Origin of the sequence: Niallia oryzisoli (assembly GCF_036670025.1) — a bacterium.
Taxonomy (GTDB): domain Bacteria; phylum Bacillota; class Bacilli; order Bacillales; family Cytobacillaceae; genus Bacillus_BD; species Bacillus_BD oryzisoli.
This window is the reverse complement of record NZ_CP137640.1, coordinates 4,325,347-4,344,608: the sequence shown is the minus strand read 5'-3', so window position 1 is coordinate 4,344,608 and position 19,262 is coordinate 4,325,347. Positions and strand designations below refer to the sequence as shown.

Here is a 19,262-nt window from a genome sequence, read left to right as displayed (position 1 = left end):
TAATAGAAAACTAGAGAAATCTGGAATTGATTATAAACATTTACATAAATGGGAGGCTTATCAATGGGAATTTCAAGAATCTTCATTATTAATCGTGGTGAAATTGCGACTCGAATTATTCGTACATGCAAGGTATTAGGAATCGAAACCGTTTTGGCTGTATCAGAAGCGGATCAAAATAGTTTACCGGCAAGAATAGCAGATCGAGCCGTTTGTATTGGACCGCCAAGTGCTGCCAAAAGTTATTTGAATATTCCAACTATTATTCAAACTGCTTTATCGGTTGGCGCAGATGCCATTCATCCTGGGTATGGATTTTTAGCAGAAGTACCTGAATTAGCTGAAGCTTGTGCGGAAAATAACATCATTTATGTTGGCCCGCAGCCTGATCATATTAAGAAAATGGGTAATAAGCTTGTAGCAAGAAGTATAGCACAAGAATGTGGTGTGCCTGTTCTGCCGGGTTCTGAAAAAGTTTCCACCTTTGAAGAAGCAGCTGAAATTGCTGACAGCATTGGCCTTCCTATCATGTTGAAAGCCGCAGCAGGCGGCGGTGGCCGCGGGATGAAAATCATTACAGACCGTTCAACCATTAAAACCATGTTTGAATCCGCTTCTGCAGAAGCAAAATCAGCATTTGGTGATGGCACAATGTATGTTGAAAAATATATCGCTAATGCCCGCCATATTGAGGTGCAAGTACTAGGTGATAAGTATGGAAATGCGATTCACTTAGGTGAACGTGACTGCTCTACGCAGCGCCGTCATCAAAAATTAGTAGAAGAAGCAATGGCACCGGGAGTTTCAGAAGAGTTACGTGAAGAAATCAGAAGTGCAGCTGTAAAACTAGCAGAAAATATATCCTATGAAAATGCCGGTACAGTTGAATTTATTTATGATGAAGATGAAAAGAAATTCTATTTCCTTGAAATGAATACACGTATACAAGTAGAACATCCAGTAACTGAAACCGTTACAGGTGTGGATTTAATTCAAGAACAAATCAATGTAGCAAATGGGGAGAAACTTCGCTTTACTCAAGATGATATTCGCTTCTCTGGTCATGCGATTGAGTGCCGGATTAACGCTGAAGCACCTGAGGAAGGATTCCGTCCATCTCCGGGACTGATTACAACATGGGAAATCCCGCAAGGACCGGGAGTACGAGTAGATTCTCATTGTTATACAGGTTATACCGTACCTGTATTCTATGATTCTATGATCGCGAAGGTCATTGTTCATGGAGATGACCGCCAACACGCGATTAATCGAATGCTCGCGGCCCTTGATGAGTTTAAAATAGAAGGAATCCGTACAACCATTCCATTCTTAAAAGAAATTTTGAAGGATGAAGACTTTGCCAGTGGCCGTGTTCATACACGTCTACTCGAAAAAATAATGGCTTAATGGAGAGGTGTAACAAATGAGTAAAGCAGTTATCACAAGCGGAGCTAGAACAGCAGTAGGAGCTTTTCTTGGAGGGTTAAAAACGGTCCCCGTTGAAGAATTAGCGGCAACAGCTATAAAAGAAGCATTAAAAAGATCGAATAACCTTGACCCTCATCTAGTTGATGATGTGGTGTTAGGACATGTGGAATCTTCTGGTGATGCACCAAACTTAGGAAGAAATGCAGCCATGCTTGCAGGATTGGATCATGTACCAGGGTATACACTAAACCGGATTTGCGGATCAGGAATTCAATCCATTGTGAATGCTGCACAAGATATATTAACAGGGAATTCCGAAATCGTTGTAGCTGGCGGAGCAGAAAGTTTATCAAGAGCACCATACTATCTTCCATTAGAAGTTCGTTATGATGGATTCAAAATGGGGAACCAGGAATTACGCGATGCGAATACAAAGTATCACCACAATTGCCAGCCATACCCGCAATATCCAATTATGCATATGGGAAATACAGCTGAGAACGTTGTGAGAAAATATGAAATTTCAAGAGAAGATCAAGATCTTTTCGCTTACAACAGTCAAATGAGAGCCAAAGCGGCGAAGGAAACCGGCAGATTTGAAAGGGAAATCGTTCCAGTAGAAATCAAAGGAAGAAGAGGCGCTGTAACGATCATTGATACGGACGAACATCCAAAACCGCATACGACTTTGGAGGCTCTATCTAAATTAAGACCAGCTTTTGAAAAAGACGGTAGTGTTACAGCTGGGAATGCCTCCGGTTTAAATGATGGCGGAGCAGCAGTTGTCGTGATGTCAGAAGAGAAAGCAAACGAATTAGGACTTTCACCTATGGCAGAAATTGTGGATTTTGCTGTAGCAGGACTAGACCCGTCTGTTATGGGACTTGGACCTGTGTTTGCGATTCGCAAGCTTCTTGAAAAAACAGGTATGGCGAAGGAAGATATAGATTTATATGAAATAAACGAAGCGTTTGCAGGACAAATGCTTGGCTGTATGAAAGAGCTGGAAATGTATTTAGACAGCCCATTATATGATCGTATCAATGTAAATGGCGGCGCTGTTGCCCTTGGACATCCGCTGGGAATGAGCGGAACAAGAATCACGATTTCCTTAATGTATGAACTGATTGAAAGAAACGCTAAATACGGTATTGCCAGCGCGTGTATTGGCGGAGGTATGGGAATCGCTTTATTAATCAAAAATCCAAATGCTTAAAATTCTGGGAACCGTGCTCAGTTTAGTGACTGAGCACGATCTCTTTATATAGAAATGATCATTGAAAAACAAAGGGGATGACAGTGATGAGTAAATTGATTTCAGCAGATGAAGCAGCGAAATTAATAAAAGATAATGACTTCGTAGCGACAACAGGTACTTCAGGATTAGCCGGTTTACCCGAAGAATTGCTTGTCAGCATTGGAGAAAGATATAAAAAAGAAGAAGGTCCGAAAAATATCACCTTTATGAATGGTTCTGGAATCGGAATTAATACAGAAGGAAGAGGTATGGACCACATTGCTCAGGAAGGCTTGATCAAACGTGTCATCTCTGGTCACGCCGGTTTCTCTCACCGTATGTCAAGATTAATAACGGAAGATAAAATTGAAGGATACTTTTTTCCGCAAGGAGTGATCACACAGCTTTGGCGTTCCATCGCGGGCAAAAAGCCGGGAGTGATTACAAAGGTTGGTTTGAATACGCTTATGGATCCGAGAATACAAGGTGGGAAAATCAACTCGGTAACAAAGGAAGATTTAATCAGTGTGGTTGAATTAAATGGGGAAGAGTGGCTTCATTACCATAATATCCCTGTTAATATTGCTATTATTCGCGGAACGACAGCAGATGTAAATGGAAATATTACAACAGAACGTGAAGTGGCTAATTTTGAAATATTATCCCTGGCAACGGCTGTTAAAAATAATGGCGGGATTGTCATTGCACAAGTTGAAAGAATTGCCGAGGCAGGGTCTCTGAATCCAAAGCAGGTTCGAGTGCCAGGTGTCATGGTAGACTATGTTGTTGTATCACAAAATCCGGAATATCACTACCAAACAATGGCTAGTTCATATGATCCTGCTCTTTCAGGTGAGTTGCGAGTGCCGCTACAATCCATCAAACCGGTTAAGCTAGATGCGAAAAAAGTCATTTCAAGACGTGCGGCTATGGAACTATCTCCAAAATCGATAGTGAATTTAGGGGTTGGCATGCCGTCAATCGTTTCTGCTGTTGCGACAGAAGAAGGCGTGGCTGATGAAATGACATTAACGATCGAGTTTGGTCTTTTCGGGGGCTCACCTGCCCCAGGTATGGATTTTGGCGCTTCTTATAATCCGGATGCCATTATTAATCATGATCACATGTTTGATTTTTATGATGGCGGCGGATTGGATGTTACATTCTTAGGACTAGCACAGCTAGATCAGCACGGGAACGTCAATGTCAGCAAATTTGGTCCAAGACTCATGGGACCTGGAGGATTTATTAATATTAGTCAATCTTCCAAAAAGGTTGTGTTCATGGGTACGTTTGCTGTCGGATCAAAAGAAAGATTTGAAAATGGTCAAATCATTATCGAAGACCATGGCAAAGGGAAAAAAATCATTGATCATGTAGAGCAAATTACATTTAGTGGTGAATATGCATCGAAAGCAGGCATACCGGTATTATACATCACAGAAAGAGGCGTCTTTGATGTAGTAGACGGAAAACTGAGATTAATTGAAATTGCTCCAGGGGTGGACTTGGAGAAAGACATTATTGCATGGATGGATTTCAGACCGTTAATTGCTGAAGACCTCAAGATGATGGATGAAAGCTTATTCCAAGAACAATGGGGAAATCTTAAAAATATCATTGAAGAAAAGAAAAATTTTACTCTTGCTTATAACTAAAAAATGTTTCATTTTTTAATAAGGTTGGTGGAAGGAAGATGAATAAACCTAAAAAACGTCCATTTGCGGAACTCGTTAAAGAAAATAAACTTCAATTATTACGTGATCAAGAGGCAATGGAAAAGATCGAACAAAGATTAGAAAAAAAGCATATTCGAAAAGCAAAATAGCAGGGGGAATTAGGAAAGAGCTTTTGTTAAAAGGGGGTACAAAAGTCTCTTTTCTAAGTTTTTCCTTCCACTATTTTAATATAGACCATGAAAGGGGATGGATCGATATGAGTGAAGCCGTAGTTTCTCTAGAGCAAAGAACAGTAAAAAAAATCATGAAAAGAATTTTGCCATTTGTCTTAATTTTATATATTGTTGCTTTTATAGACAGGGTCAACATGGGGTATGCTGCTCTTGAAATGAATGCAGAACTGGCTTTAACAGCGGAGGTTTTTGGACTTCTTTCTGGTATTTTCTTTGTTGGGTATTTCTTTTTTGAAGTTCCTAGTAACATTTTGATGGAACGTTTTGGAGCAAGAATCTGGATTACAAGGATTATGGTTACGTGGGGATTAGTCGTTGTGTTAACAGGATTCGTTCAATCAGCGACACATTTATATATTGTACGATTCTTATTAGGTGTCGCTGAAGCTGGTTTTTTCCCGGGAATTATTCTTTACCTTACGTACTGGTTTAGAGCAAAAGAAAGGGGACGCGCTTATTCATTGTTCCTGATTTCAATGCCGCTTGCGGGATTAATTGGAGCTCCATTTTCGACATGGATTCTTGATCATGTAAGTTGGTTTTCTTTATCCGGATGGAGATGGATGTTCATTATTGCAGGGGTATTAACCTTCCTGTTTGGGATTGTGTGTTTGGTTTATTTGACAGATCGTCCAAGGGATGCAAAATGGCTGTCAAGTGAGGAAAAGGATTGGATTGAGAAAGAATTAGAAAATGAAAAAGTGAATCAAAAAACAGAAAAGACTTCTAAGCTGGCAGCGTTTAAAAATCCTGTATTATGGTCATTTGCCTTTACTTACTTTGCCGTTTATACAGGGGTATATGCCTTATCATTTTGGCTTCCAACGATTATTGATAGTTTTTCAGGGCAATTATCGAATACGACTATTGGATATATTGCGATGATTCCTTCCCTTGCAGCCATTCCATCTATGGTCATTTGGGGTCGATTCTCAGATCGTAAATTAGATAAGAAAATGTTTGTTATTCTGCCAATGATTTTAGCGGCATTCGGTTTTGCAGGCACAGGGCTTGCTGGCAGTCCTTTTACGGCTGTTCTTCTTATTACATTGGCATCTATGGGATTATACAGTTTTACTGGACCATTCTTTGCCATGTTATCATTATCTTTGAGTGAAAAAGAAGCGGCTGTTGGAATTGCTGCTGTGAATACATTGGCTAGTCTTGGTGGTTTTTTCGGACCAACGATTTTAGGGTATTTTGATCTGATGGGCGGAATGATGTTCATTGGAGCACTTTTACTTGTTTCGTTCCTGCCGCTTTTACTGATGAAGAGTAGTATACAACTAGAGAATGTTGCAAATTCAACCTTGGAAAATGCAACATAAAAAATTGCGATTAGAAGTAAAATACGACTGATTAATTGAATTGCCATCATGTTAAGGGTTCAAAAGCTTTTGCTTTTGGACCTTTTATTTTTTATTAATAAGTTTACGAATTTAATATTTAATCAGTATGGTTTTTTTAATTAAAAGGGTACTTTTGTCATATAAAAGAACGATAAAGTTTTAAATGATGTATATTATGATAAAATGAATCAAAAAAACATAATTCAAAATAGTTAGATAACTTTTTAAATAAAGGGGAATATAGAATGTTTCAAGCGGAGGAACTATTAAGTATTAGGATTAATGAATTAAAAAAAGAGTTGATCCAAATTGCTAAGGGTACTGGTTTAAACAGTCCAAGTACTTTGAGCTGCAGTCAGGAATTAGATAAACTTATCGTCCTTAAAATGAGATGTCTAAGGGAGGAAATGAAATATGAAATGAGCAGAACCTAAAAAAATATTTCAAGGCTCTGTTCAAGATCATGATGGCCTTAATCATAAAATAGATCCATTTAATGAAAGCGGTAGCAAATATTTATGCTCAAATTATTGTAAAAAGGAAACATATAAACCGACCCCATGCTTAATGTACAATATTCAAAATATATTGAATATTGTAAAATTTTAAATTAAAATGGTAGCAGGTTTTTTATAGTAAGGAATTTTTTTACAAATGAGTATTGGGGGATATTGAATGGTTGATAGTGCTAGAATATTTTTAAATGAAAATCAAATTGAGCTGCTCCAGGGAAGTCTAGAATATCTCCATAATATTCAAGATTGGGAGCTTTTAACGGAATCCATTGTGATTGAAGGGATCAAGCAGGTTGGAAAAGGAAAAGGTTTATTTCTCGTGTTTGATTATAGTTTAAAAGAATTAATTCCTCAAGCCAGCTTGGATCTAAGTAATCAAGAGAAAAAGAGATTAACTAGAATGGCTCAAAAATTATTTTTAAATAAAAGTCAAGAAAGATATATTCAAGATGACAATACCTATTTTTTCCCTATTTTTCGTCAACGAGAATTTTCCTCTGTATTTGTCATTGAACCACAACAAAGTGATAACCTTTCAAAAGAACAGATTTCTCTTATTACGATTTTTATGCAGTCTATCTCTGTTGTTCTGGAGAACTCCCGCTTATTTTTAATCATGCAACGGAAAACAAAGAGTTTAAACCTGATTAACCAATTGCATCAACTAACCAATCAGTATTCATTTCAAGACATTTTAGCTGAGATGGTCCAAAAAGTCGGTGAACTGCTTCATTCTGATATGGCCGGTGTCATGCTTTACGATCCGGAAAAAAATGAACTAGTTCTGCAAAAACCAGCTTTTGGCTTTTGGGATGATTCAATCATTAAGCAATATCGTGTATCTCTAAATGAAGATAGTAATGCCAAGCAAGTGTTTTTAACTGGCATTTCAACCATAACGATGGATGCTACCAAAGATAAACGGTACAATCATAGTTTCATTGATTTATTTCAAGCAAAAACGATCATAACAGTTCCCTTAGTTGTTGACCAAAAAAGAATTGGCATTCTTCATGCGATTAATAAAAAAACGGGTTTCTTTACACAGGATGATTTGAATCTTCTATTGGAAACTGCTGATCATTTAGGCGTTATTCTTGAAGCAGCTGTTCAATTAGCCTCAAGCGGGAAAGAAGATTATAAACGAAACGAAATTGAACGATACTTAATGAATCAGCTATTTGGCTTATTAAAAAGCATGAATGATGAAAAAGTGCAAGAAACAACAGATATTATGAATACATTGGAAATCATTCCCCGGCCTAGAATTTGCGTTTTGAAAATTGGTTTTTATAAAAACGGGGAAATGACTATGGATTTATTAAAGGAATATAGCAAATCAGTTATAGAAGAGAGTAATAAGGTTTTGAATAAATCAAGTTCCATTTATCAGGATGGAACCATTAATGTTCTGTTTCCTCATGAAACAGAAAAAGAGTTAATAGAATGTTGTGAACGTTTGCAAAGGTTATTACAAGGAAGGCTGAGGAAGGAACTTCAGGGCATAGAAGTATTTTTGGGAATCGGAGAATCGGTTGATAGAATCGAGCTGTTAAGTCATTCCTATCATCAAGCAGGGCAAATTTTAACCATTATTCCCTCTCTGCCTCAATTTGGCTATGTCGGCTACTATCCATCCTGCGGCAGCTGGACCTTATTATCCAATATGATGAACCATAATACGAAATTGGCAAGCACGTTCACAAATTTGTATTTAAACAAGGTCAATCAATTGAAGGATTCAAAAGAAATGAAGGAGACATTAGACGTCTACTTAAAGTACAGCGGGCAAATTAAAAAGGCAGCTGAGGAATTATTTATCCATCAAAATACGTTAAAATATCGAATAGACAAGCTTTTAGATATAACCGGCTTAGATCTAAGTGACTCTGAAACTAGATTAAATTTGATGCTGGCATTGCGGATGGAGCAATTGCTGCAGACTTCTTAAGGAAATAAAGCCAAACAGGTTCAAAAAAAGGTGAATATGATAAGTTATAGACGTGAATTCAAATGTTGAATTCACGTTTTTTTGTGTTTTACACCCAAAAAAGCGACGGAAAGTGATGATTATTTTGTTTTTTGGAGACATGGTGACAGTGAGGGATAAAATTTATAATAAAGTTGTAAAATTCAAAAAAATTCAAATTAGAAAATCGAATTAGAAATAGGAGGTTTATTATGGTACAAGCACAATATACGGTTGATATTGATACTGGGGGAACATTTACAGATGGATTTTTCTCCTATGGTGACCAATTTGAGGTCGTCAAGGTTGATACAACCCCGCATGATTTAACCATCTGCTTCAATAATTGCATTCGTGAAGGGGCCAAGCGATTTGGGTTTGAAAATGTAAACGATTTCCTGAAGAAAACGAAAACGATCCGGTTATCCACAACAGTTGGAACCAACTCATTGATTCAAAGAACAGGACCTAAATTAGGAATCATTGTTACAAAAGGATACGAGGATACATTATACCTGGATGGTCATAATCCTCTCATAAACTATTTGATTCAGCCGGAAATGGTTGTATCGATTGACGAACATGTATCTGACAATGGAGAAGTCATAAAGCCGGTCAGTGAGGAAGAGGTAAAAGCAGCAACGAAGAAACTACTGGAATTGGGTACAAGGGTGATCATTGTCAGCTTAGAAAATTCTCATAAGAATAACGAAAATGAAAAAATGGTCAAGAAGATCATTCAAGATGATTTTCCAAAACATTATCTTGGAACAAAACCAATCCAGCTCGGCAGTGAAATCAGTACGCGGTCTGACGATGCTATCCGCACCAATGCAGCCGTTGTGAATGCTTACTTGCACCGTGATATGGTGAAGTACTTGTATAAAGCGGATGAAAGCATCAGACAAAAGGGCTATACAAAGCCGTTATTAATTGCTCATGCCAATGGCGGTGTGGCACGTGTCGCAAAAACGAAAGCACTTGATACGTATAACTCAGGACCTGCAGCAGGATTAATGGGAACTAAATACATTGGAGAATTGTACGGGCTTCAAAATATTATGACAGTTGATGTGGGCGGGACAAGTACAGATGTCGGCTTAATCTCAAATGGCGAGCTTACCTTTGATACAGAATCCAGTATCGCCGGAATACCGGTACACTCTCCGCTCATCCATGTTCTTTCTGTTGGCGGCGGCGGCGGTTCCATCGCAAAAGTAGGAAAGGATGGGGAACTTCTTCTAGGACCTGAAAGTGCAGGAGCAGTACCTGGGCCGGCATGCTTCGACCTTGGAGGAACGAAACCAACCGTAACAGATGCCTGCGTAGTGTTAGGCTTGGTGGACCCGGATTATTTCTTAGGCGGTACAAAGAAAATATCCAAAGAGAAAGCCATTCAAGCGGTCGAAAAGTGGATTGCGAGTCCATTAAATATCACAGTTGAGGCTGCTGCAGCTTTAATTGTCGATAAAATTGAAGAAATTGGCGGCGACACATTGCAGCTGCTTTCAACAGAACGAGGAAAGGATATCCAAGATTTTGAACTCTTCTCATTTGGCGGCGGCGGCGGACTCTTCTCGGCAGGGATGGCAAAAAAAGCTGGAATTAAGAAGATTTATTCCTTCCCATTCAGTTCCGTGTTCAGCGCATTTGGTTTATCAACTGCAGACATTGCTCACAACTATCAAGAGCGGATTGATTACAGCTATCGTCCTGGCCAGTCAGTTGATGACTTGATCAGCTCAAGCAATCAACTGATGGAGAAAATGAAGAAACTTTCCTATCGTGATATGAGAGGAGAAGGATTTACACCGGAATCCATTCGTTTTGATGTCTCTGTAGAGGCTGTATCAGCTGACCAGCAGCAACGAAATATTTTTGCTTTAGACATTGAAGCTTTTAAAGGAAACAACGCCAGCCAGTTGCAAAAAGCTTTAACCAATATTGCAGAACAATTACAAGCGGACAACATGACCATTGAATTTATTCGATTAAACAGTTTTGTAACCGCTTCTCATTATACATTACCAATATTAGAGGCTGGAGAAGCAGATGCAATACCAAAATCAATCAGAAATATTTATTGGACAAATGATTTTATCCTTACAAATATTTATGAAATTGAAACATTAAAGCCAGGACATGTCATTAACGGTCCTGCCATTTTGGAAAGCTCAAACACGACGATTGTCGTACCTGTCGGAGCAAGATTCACAATGGATCAACATTTAAATGGGGTAATGGAGGTATAAAAATGAGAAAAAAAATTACTGAGTATATCGATTTAGATTTAGAAAAAGAGGTTTGGGTCTGCAGCAAATGCGACCATGAGTTAAATTCGGCAAAAGAGAATTTTAAAGAAGGTTGTCTTGTGTACGACCGTGATCCAAGTGAGATCCATCAGCCGCATTTGGAGGGCGAGTATACGTTTTCTCCTGATCCGAATTGGATCCGATTGGTTGAGTTTTATTGTCCAAGCTGCGGTACTTTAGTGGAAACAGAAATTTTGGCACCAGGACATCCGATCACACATGACATTGAGCTGGATTTAGAGGCTGTCAAAAAGCAAGTGAATCGTGAAGAATCTGGAAAAGAAATCAAACAGGTCTAAGGGAGGAAATGGAATGTCTGGAAAAGTAAGAGCCACAATTGATATTGATATCGGGGGAACTTTTACCGATTGTTTTATACGATATGGAGAAAAATCAATTATTTCTAAAAGTCCGACGACAGGCTATGATTTGTCCGTTGGTTTTATTAAAGCGATTGAAAATGGCGCCGATCTTCTTGATTTATCGATTGATGAATTGCTAGAGGATACAGAAGTGATCCGCTATTCCACAACAGTTGCCATGAATAAGCTGATCGAACAAAAAGGACCGAAGCTTGGGTTCATTACGACAGAAGGCTACGAGGATATGCTTTATATCGGAAAGGGAAGCCAATGGGCTGACGGAATCAGCACGCTTGAATCTCGTAAAATCTCAGAGGTGGACAAGCCGAATCCGTTAATTTCCAGAGAGTATGTGATTGGGGTAAAAGAACGGATTGATTATACAGGAAAGGTGATCCGCCCTTTAGATGAGGAAGATTTTAAAGATAAATTACAAACTCTTGTAGACAAAGGGGTGTTAGGGTTTGTTGTTTCCACTCTTTGGTCCTTTAAAAATCCGGTGCAAGAAAAACGGATTAAAGAATTAATCGAAGAAGAATACCCTGAGTATTATCTTGGCCATATGCCGGTTGTTCTTTCAAGTGAGGTCATGCCGAAACGCTATGAATACAGTCGTTCAAACGTGGCGATTCTGAATGCCTATCTGCATGCGGCCATGGCGGAAGAACTTTCCAATATTGGTGATGAGCTGCGCGATATGGGCTATAAAAAGTCCTTGCTGATGGTCCATAATACAGGCGGAATGGCAGAGGTATTCAGGACATCTGCGGTTAACACGTATAATGGCGGCCCTGTGGCAGGAATTATTGGCAGTAAAGAAATTGGAAAAGTATATGATTTTGAAAATATCGTTGTTGCCGACATGGGCGGGACAAGCTTTGACATCGGTCTTGTTGTAGATGGTGAAACAAACAATTATCAATTCAAACCAGTCATTGACCGCTGGCTTGTGGATATGACGATGCTTGAAAGTAAATCAATTGGAACAGGCGGCGGCTCCATTGCCTGGATCAATTACGATCTTGGAGGCAGATTAGAAGTCGGTCCGCAAAGTGCGGGAAGTTTTCCAGGACCTGTAGCCTATGACCAAGGCGGAACAGAGCCGACGGTTACGGATGCCGATTTGATTTTAGGCTATTTGAATCCGGATTATTTCCATGGTGGGAACTTATCCCTTAACTTGGAAAAAGCAAAAAAGGCGATCGAAGAAAAGATTGCGAAGCCATTGGGTGTTGATGTTTATGAAGCAGCTTATTTAATTAAAAAAGTCTGTGATGGAAACATGGCCAATATTATTCAGAAGGAAACGGCTCTGCAAGGAAATGATCCGAAAGATTTCGTCTTGTTTGCCTTAGGCGGCGGCGGTCCTGTCCATGGTGCCGGATTCGGATTTGACGCAGATATTCCAAAAACAGTTATTATGCAGCAGTCACCGGTATTCTGTGCCTTCTCTTCTTCCATGATGGATGTGATGCACATGTACGAGCAGTCCAAACACATTATTCTGCTTCAGCCGAGTACAAAAGAATTTTTAACAGATTATGAATCTTTTAATTCGACTGTAAGAGAATTGCAGGCAAAAGCGATTCGCGATATTACCGGCGAAGGCTTCAAGGAAGAGGATATTCAATACCAACTGGAGTTAGATATGAAGTTTGGCGGACAGCTGAACATTAAGCGAACGGTTTCACCAACCATTTTTATTAATAGTCCGGAAGATATTCAAAACCTTTGGGATAGTTTTACAGAAGATTATTCAAACGCTTACAGCCCGATTGCTGTTTTCCCTGAAGGCGGGATTGAAATTGAGAATATGGTGTTAAAAGCGATTGTTCCGCAAGAAAAGTTTAACTTTATTGAACAGGAATACCAAGGTGAAGATTCCAGCAGTGCTATAAAAGAATACCGTCAGGCTTACTGGCCTGAATTAGGCGGCTTTGTTGAAACGGCTATATACCAACTGGAAGATTTAGCCTATGGCAATAAAATTGAAGGGCCTGCCTTAATTGAATCACCACATACAACGGTTGTTCTTCCGCCGAACGCAGTCTATACGGTTGACCAATATTTGAACGGCATTATCGAAAAGAAAATGGTTGAGGGGGTACTAGCATGATCGATTTATCAATTAATGACCGCATCCATCCGGAGCCGATGGATGATTATGAAAAAGCCTGTTTGGAAAGTTTAAAATTTGGAGAATACGAGATTTATAGTGAAAAGCTAAACCAGCTTGTTTTGGAAGCAAAGGAAGTACTGACAAAAATCGGAATTTCCAGTATGGTTCACTCCGGTGACATTATTGTAGGTCTCTATACGGCAAAAGGCGACCTTGTTGCAGCTTATTGCGGAGTATACTTACATGCCGTAACAACACAGATTGCCATTAAGTATATATTGAAGCATTACAAGGATGATCCAACCATTGGTATTAAGGAAGGAGACATCTTCTATGCCAATGAGGCCCTTTATGGTGGTGTCCATAATCCGGACCAAGTGGCAGTTATGCCGATTTTCCATAATGGCGAGCTGATTGCCTGGTCAGCAGCAGCTGTGCATCAGCCGGAAACAGGTGCGATTGAGCCGGGCGGAATGCCGATTACAGCAAAATCCCGTTCTGATGAAGGGATGAAGCTGCCACCGATAAAAATTGGTGAAAACTATCAAATTCGCAATGACATGTTGAACATGATGGCAAACATGGTATCAAGAGCACCGCGTATGCAGATTGTTGATACAAAAGCTCGTGTGGCTGCATGTGACCGCCTTCGTGTTCGGGTACAGCAGCTCATTGAGAAAAAAGGTGTAGAACTGGTTGTCGGCGTCATGAGAAAAATGCTGATCGTTGCCGAAGAAGGGGCAAGAAACCGAATTTCCAGCTGGCAGGATGGTGTATACCGATCCACTGCCTTTATGGATACGATCGGGGTAACCGACTCATTAATGCGCTGCGTGTTAACGTTGACGAAAAAAGGTGACACCTTAACTTTTGATTTTACAGGTTCATCACCTGAAAATGATGGTTCATTTAACAGTTTCTTACACATTGTCAGAGCCCATATTGCTATCTACCTGTTTGGTGTTCCTTTTGCAGACCTGCCGACATCATCCGGTATTTTCTCTCCAATCGAGGTAATCGTACCGCAGGGAACATTCCTAAATGCAAATGTGGATGCGTCTGTTGCCAACTCACCGGTAACAAACAGTGTAACACTCTCAACTGTCTCCAATGCGATGGCTAAAATGCTTCATGCCAGCGGTGCAAACGAATTAGCGACGGCAGGTTATGGTGTTGGTGGATGTGCCATGGTTATTGCCGGACTAAATCAATGGGGCGTTCCTTTTGCGGACATGCTGGCAAATGCCCTTAACAGTGAAGGCGGCGGTGCAAGAAGTAACCGTGACGGCAACAACTCCTTCGGTTTCCCTTGGGGCTGGTGGGGTAAAGCACCGGATGTAGAGGATATGGAAAATGAGCAGCCGCATGTTCATTTATTCTTTAACCATTGGAAGGATTCCGGCGGTTTCGGAAAATATCGAGGAGGTGCAGGAACGACGGTCGCGTGGGCCGTTCACAAGGTTCCGCAGCTTGTCTACCAATCAATCATTAAAAACCATAAAGTTCCAACCGTTCAAGGACTCTTCGGCGGTTATCCGCCTGCATCACACCCAGGTATTAAAGTGGTCAATGCCAATTACTTTGAGAAAATGGCAAACGGGGATAGTGACCTTCCGCGAAATGTAACAGAACTAGTAAATAATCGAAGCATTGATGGAGATTATGTGGTTGAGCGGGCTCCGCGCGGTGCTTCACCAGTGAAGGAAGGGGACATCTTTGTTGGAAACTCTTTAGGAGGCGGCGGCTTTGGTGACGTACTTGACCGTGATCCTGAAAGTGTATTAAAGGATGTCAAGGACCAGCTTATCTCTGATTGGGTTGCTCAAAACATTTATAAGATTGTCTATGATCAAGAAACATTGACATTGGATGCAGTGAAGACAGAAGAGGCTAGAAAGGCTGAGCGAATTTCACGCTTAAAACGCGGCAAGCGTTATGATGAATTTATGAAGGAATGGTCAGAAAAGCAGCCGCCTGAGGAAGCTCTTACGTATTATGGCAAATGGCCAACAGCAGAGCCTGTAAGACAAATTGTTCGTTTGTAAAATTAGCCGATTCAACATGGAGGTGTGCGAATGAATAGAAAAGAGTTTGTACAGAAATTTTTTAAGGGACGGGCCGTTTCTCGGCCTCCCTTTATCCCCTTACTTGGGTCGTTTCTAACAAAGGTAAATCAAGTATCTGTGGAGGAATTACTAAATGACTCCAGTACGCTTGCTTCATCTATTGTGAATACCCAGCAGTTATTGGGATATGATTCATTAACCCTGCCGATTGATACGTCAGTAGAATGTGAAGCGTTTGGAGCACAGCTGCGCTGGGAAGATAAGGAAATGCCTGCGGTTGATTCGCAGCTTTCACTTTCAGACCCACTGGATCATTCTGACTTTTCTATGAAAGGAAGAATTCCTATCCTGATTGAAACGGTTAACAGGTTGGTAAAGGTAAATGGGAAGGATTATTCCGTATTTGCTACGGTTACAGGCCCGTTAACCATTTTAAAAAATCTGTACGGTGAGGACGTATTTTCAAACAAAACTGAAGATATCGTTGATAAGCTTGAAGTCATCTCTCAAGGCTTAATCCAAATGATTAAAAGCTTTGGCGACGAAAAAGTTGACGGAATTATCATAAATGAGGATCTTCCGCTTGATGTACACTTGAAGGACGAATTCAGCCAATACTATAAACCGATTTTTAATGTAATCAAATTCTATAATATTTCCGGAATCCTAAGAATCCCGCCTGAAGTGACAACATTCGAAAAGATTGAAAAGCTTCCGGATTGTTTAATCGTTTCGACTGCCTTGCTTTCGAATGCATCGAAAATAAAAACAAAAGGTGTGGCAGTTGATCAATCATTTTGGTCACAATCCACCGATCCTTCCGAGCTTTCGGAAATCTGGAGTAAAAATAATAAAAGAAGATTATTTTTATCAACTAGTCATTCATTAGATTTGAATCTCGATTTGACAGAATTGCAGGAAAAGACGTCACTGCTTTGTAATGAAGCAACATGGGCATAATAGGACTTTTTAAAAGCGCATCTCTTAAAAGAGCTGCGTTTTTTGCCCTGTAACTTATATCCTTGTTTAGAGATAGAGGATTATCAATACAATAGGCAATAGCTGGACAGGTGAAAAAACCTGTTCTTTTTTTGCTAAAACAGTCGAAATTTTACGATGAAAATCATGGTTGGTATGTATTTACATAAAATTTTTAATATGGTAAATTACATAATATATTCAACGTTGACTATTCAACATTGAGCTAAATGGGGAAGAAAAATGATTAAGAATATCATTCAAAAGGGCTTTTTTAAAGGACTTAAGCAAAAGGTAGGAAAGGAAAAAGCAAGTGAATCACATGAACTTTTTTTACAATTATTGGAAGAAAATAAAGGCTGGGCTACGGATAAACCGACTGAATTAAACTTAATTTTTACTTCTATGGTTCTAGCCTCATTCAAGGTATTAAGAAAGTACGAATATCCTAACTGGAAGGAGGTTTTACGGTATTGTTTAATAGACAGAACAAAGAAAAAGCAGCAGTTTTTTATGAAATTATATTTATTATTTGATCGCAAACCCTTTAATCGGATAGTAAAAATATCGAAAATAAAGCAGATTAATCATTATGGTGACCAGAACTTTACTCATGAGATCGTTAAAGATACAGAGCAGTCCTATCATTTACATGTAAAAAAGTGTTTTTACTTTGATTTTTTCCGGAGTCACGATGCACTTGAAATCATGCCTATTTTTTGCGCCATGGACGATATTTGGGGGGATTTACTGCTGCCTCAAAAACATGGAGTCAGCTTCTCTAGACCACAATTGTTGTCAAAAGGGGATTCTCATTGCTTTTTCAAATTTGAACGGACAAATCACATCAATTAGATCACTTTACATGCACTTCAGAAAAGTGTTATATTTTTATCACAATAGTTAACGTTGAATATATAATATTGAGGTGTAATATGACACGTCTTATGGTTCTAGGTTTGCTAAGATTAAAACCAATGTCAGGCTATGAATTGCAGCAGCTTCTGCAAATTAGTGCAGTAGACAAATGGGCTGGAATCCTAACAGGTTCGATTTATCATGCACTAAAGAAAATGGATAAAGAGGGCCTTGTGAGAGTAGCGAAAGTTGAATCAACAGGCAATCGCGTGAAGGCAATATATGAAATAACGGAGGCAGGGGAGAAGGAGTATGGAAGATTATTAGTGGAATCTTTTCGTGAGCCATCTGTTTCCCTACCAGTAAATTTGTATACTGGCCTATCAATGCTGAATCTCCCGAATCACCAAGCAGACACTACTGTATTAATGGAAGCGATGGAAGCACAAAAAAAGGAGCTGCATCAGGAATTAGAGGAGCTTGAGGCTGGACAAAATGTTAAACAGCAATTGATAGAGATGAATGAGCTATCAAAAATAACCTTTCAAAATATGGTCGACCAATATAAGCTGCAAATTGGTTTCTTAGAGAAAATAATAAAGACACTTTAGTATAACAAAAGCAAACTTCATGTAGATGCAGGCGGAACGTGGTAGTACTTTACTTCTTGACGGAATCTTCAATCATTGATATGTTTAATTGTGGAAAAATGTGTATAAAAGCAGTAGGTGCCCTTTATGGGAGAATAGGGAATGGAGTGAGAATCTTCAGCGGTCCCGCCACTGTAATGGGGAGTTTCATTGGAGATGCCACTGGAGTTATTTCTGGGAAGGTCTGATGAAATGATGAGCCTAAGCCAGGAGACCTGCCTATTTGCTGTGACGGTATAGATGATGGAAAAGTCTGTAGTTTATTTGCTATACAAATAAGCTGCAGACTTTTTTATTATCTAATTTCACTTTTTGAGAGGAGAAGGAGACATGCAGTTATTACAACAAACGATTGAGAAAATTGTGTGCTTGGATCAAAAAATTGCAGCAGAAGCTAGGGAAAGAGTGGATCACCTTATTAAACCGGCTAAGAGTCTAGGGAGATTAGAGGATCTAGCTGTCCAGTTAGCGGGTATTACAAGAAATCTGAAACCTGTATTTGATCAGAAAGCGATCATTGTGATGGCGGCCGACCATGGGGTTTATGAAGAAGGAGTCACAAGTAATCCCCAGGAAGTAACGGTTGGTCAAACGTTGAATTTTGCTAAGGGAATTACAGGTGTTTGTGCGATTGGACAAGTATCAGGAGCTAGAATTGTTCCTGTAGATATTGGGATTAAAGTAGAAATGCCAAGTGATGTTGGGATTATCATTCGAAAAGTGAAAAATGGTACAGACAATATGGCGAAAGGACCTGCGATGACAAGGGAGGAAGCAATAAAGGCCATCGAAGTCGGTATTGAAATCGCTAATGAAGAAATCAAAAAAGGAGTTCAGATCCTTGGAACAGGCGAAATGGGTATTGGAAACACAACACCAAGTACGGCGATTTTGTCTGTTTTACTTCGTTGTGACCCGTTAGGAATAACGGGCCGGGGTGCTGGTTTAGGAAAAGGTGGACTTGAGCATAAAGCGGAAGTCATCCGAAGAGCCATTCATATCAATGAACCCAACCCTGACGATGTGATTGATGTACTGGAAAAGGTGGGGGGATTAGAAATTGGAGGTATGGCTGGAGTTATGCTCGGAGCTGCTGCAAACCGTATACCGGTTGTAGTGGACGGATTTATCTCAACCATAGCAGCAATCATTGCGGTGGGGATAGAACCAAAGACGAAAGACTATTTAGTCACTTCCCATGCCTCACAGGAACCGGGTGCCAAACTGGCCAGCGAACTGTTGGGATTAGAACCGATGTTAATGATGAATATGTGCTTAGGTGAAGGCTCCGGCGCAGCATTAGCCTTCCCAATTATTGAAGCAGCCTGTTCCATTCTCAAAAATATGCCAACTTTTGCGGAAATAGGGATGGAAATTTAGAATTATTATAAAGCATTTGACCATGAATAGCTTTATCTAATTTAATGAAGGGCAGAGGGGACTTCTACTTTATTTGGATTAAATCGGCAGAAAAGTTTAAAATGGAGTATGGTTGAGAGAGTTTTTT

15 protein-coding genes and 1 riboswitch are annotated in these 19,262 nt (G+C 39.6%); all 15 genes read left to right on the top strand.

Annotation, left to right across the window (positions count from 1 at the left end; translation table 11 throughout):
- Positions 1-63 precede the first annotated feature (63 nt).
- Complete coding sequence (gene accC, locus R4Z09_RS21750; RefSeq protein ID WP_338448819.1) at positions 64-1,407, top strand: acetyl-CoA carboxylase biotin carboxylase subunit; 1,344 nt, start codon at positions 64-66, stop codon at positions 1,405-1,407.
- A gap of 16 nt (positions 1,408-1,423) precedes the next feature.
- On the top strand, positions 1,424-2,644 hold the full coding sequence (locus R4Z09_RS21745) for an acetyl-CoA C-acetyltransferase (RefSeq protein WP_338448818.1): 1,221 nt from the start codon (positions 1,424-1,426) through the stop codon (positions 2,642-2,644).
- An 86-nt stretch (positions 2,645-2,730) separates the two neighbouring features.
- Complete coding sequence (locus tag R4Z09_RS21740) at positions 2,731-4,323, top strand: acyl CoA:acetate/3-ketoacid CoA transferase (protein ID WP_338448817.1); 1,593 nt, start codon at positions 2,731-2,733, stop codon at positions 4,321-4,323.
- A gap of 38 nt (positions 4,324-4,361) precedes the next feature.
- Positions 4,362-4,493 carry an FbpB family small basic protein gene (locus R4Z09_RS21735; protein WP_338448816.1) on the top strand — a complete coding sequence of 44 codons (132 nt, stop codon included), beginning with the start codon at positions 4,362-4,364 and terminating at the stop codon, positions 4,491-4,493.
- Positions 4,494-4,600: 107 nt separating this feature from the next.
- Positions 4,601-5,905 carry an MFS transporter gene (locus R4Z09_RS21730; protein WP_338448815.1) on the top strand — a complete coding sequence of 435 codons (1,305 nt, stop codon included), beginning with the start codon at positions 4,601-4,603 and terminating at the stop codon, positions 5,903-5,905.
- A gap of 266 nt (positions 5,906-6,171) precedes the next feature.
- Positions 6,172-6,360: an aspartyl-phosphate phosphatase Spo0E family protein gene (locus R4Z09_RS21725; RefSeq protein WP_338448814.1), complete on the top strand. Its 189-nt coding sequence runs from the start codon at positions 6,172-6,174 to the stop codon at positions 6,358-6,360.
- A gap of 241 nt (positions 6,361-6,601) precedes the next feature.
- On the top strand, positions 6,602-8,392 hold the full coding sequence (locus tag R4Z09_RS21720; RefSeq protein ID WP_338448813.1) for a helix-turn-helix domain-containing protein: 1,791 nt from the start codon (positions 6,602-6,604) through the stop codon (positions 8,390-8,392).
- Positions 8,393-8,622: 230 nt separating this feature from the next.
- Positions 8,623-10,662: a hydantoinase/oxoprolinase family protein gene (locus R4Z09_RS21715; protein WP_338448812.1), complete on the top strand. Its 2,040-nt coding sequence runs from the start codon at positions 8,623-8,625 to the stop codon at positions 10,660-10,662.
- A gap of 2 nt (positions 10,663-10,664) precedes the next feature.
- Positions 10,665-11,021, top strand: a complete 357-nt coding sequence (locus R4Z09_RS21710) for an acetone carboxylase subunit gamma (protein WP_338448811.1) — start codon at positions 10,665-10,667, stop codon at positions 11,019-11,021.
- 13 nt (positions 11,022-11,034) lie between these two features.
- Positions 11,035-13,200, top strand: a complete 2,166-nt coding sequence (locus tag R4Z09_RS21705; RefSeq protein ID WP_338448810.1) for a hydantoinase/oxoprolinase family protein — start codon at positions 11,035-11,037, stop codon at positions 13,198-13,200.
- A complete protein-coding gene (locus tag R4Z09_RS21700; RefSeq protein ID WP_338448809.1) occupies positions 13,197-15,248 on the top strand; it encodes a hydantoinase B/oxoprolinase family protein in 2,052 nt (683 codons plus the stop codon). Before R4Z09_RS21705 ends, R4Z09_RS21700 begins: the two co-directional genes overlap by 4 nt.
- A 30-nt stretch (positions 15,249-15,278) precedes the next feature.
- Positions 15,279-16,229 carry a uroporphyrinogen decarboxylase family protein gene (locus R4Z09_RS21695; protein WP_338448808.1) on the top strand — a complete coding sequence of 317 codons (951 nt, stop codon included), beginning with the start codon at positions 15,279-15,281 and terminating at the stop codon, positions 16,227-16,229.
- A 261-nt stretch (positions 16,230-16,490) separates the two neighbouring features.
- Positions 16,491-17,102: an L-2-amino-thiazoline-4-carboxylic acid hydrolase gene (locus tag R4Z09_RS21690; protein WP_338448807.1), complete on the top strand. Its 612-nt coding sequence runs from the start codon at positions 16,491-16,493 to the stop codon at positions 17,100-17,102.
- A gap of 80 nt (positions 17,103-17,182) precedes the next feature.
- A complete protein-coding gene (locus R4Z09_RS21685) occupies positions 17,183-17,716 on the top strand; it encodes a PadR family transcriptional regulator (RefSeq protein ID WP_338448806.1) in 534 nt (177 codons plus the stop codon).
- Between the two features lie 98 nt (positions 17,717-17,814).
- Positions 17,815-17,992: riboswitch (cobalamin riboswitch) on the top strand.
- A 93-nt stretch (positions 17,993-18,085) separates the two neighbouring features.
- Positions 18,086-19,135, top strand: coding sequence for a nicotinate-nucleotide--dimethylbenzimidazole phosphoribosyltransferase (gene cobT / locus R4Z09_RS21680; RefSeq protein ID WP_338448805.1), 1,050 nt, complete (start codon positions 18,086-18,088; stop codon positions 19,133-19,135).
- Positions 19,136-19,262: the final 127 nt, after the last annotated feature.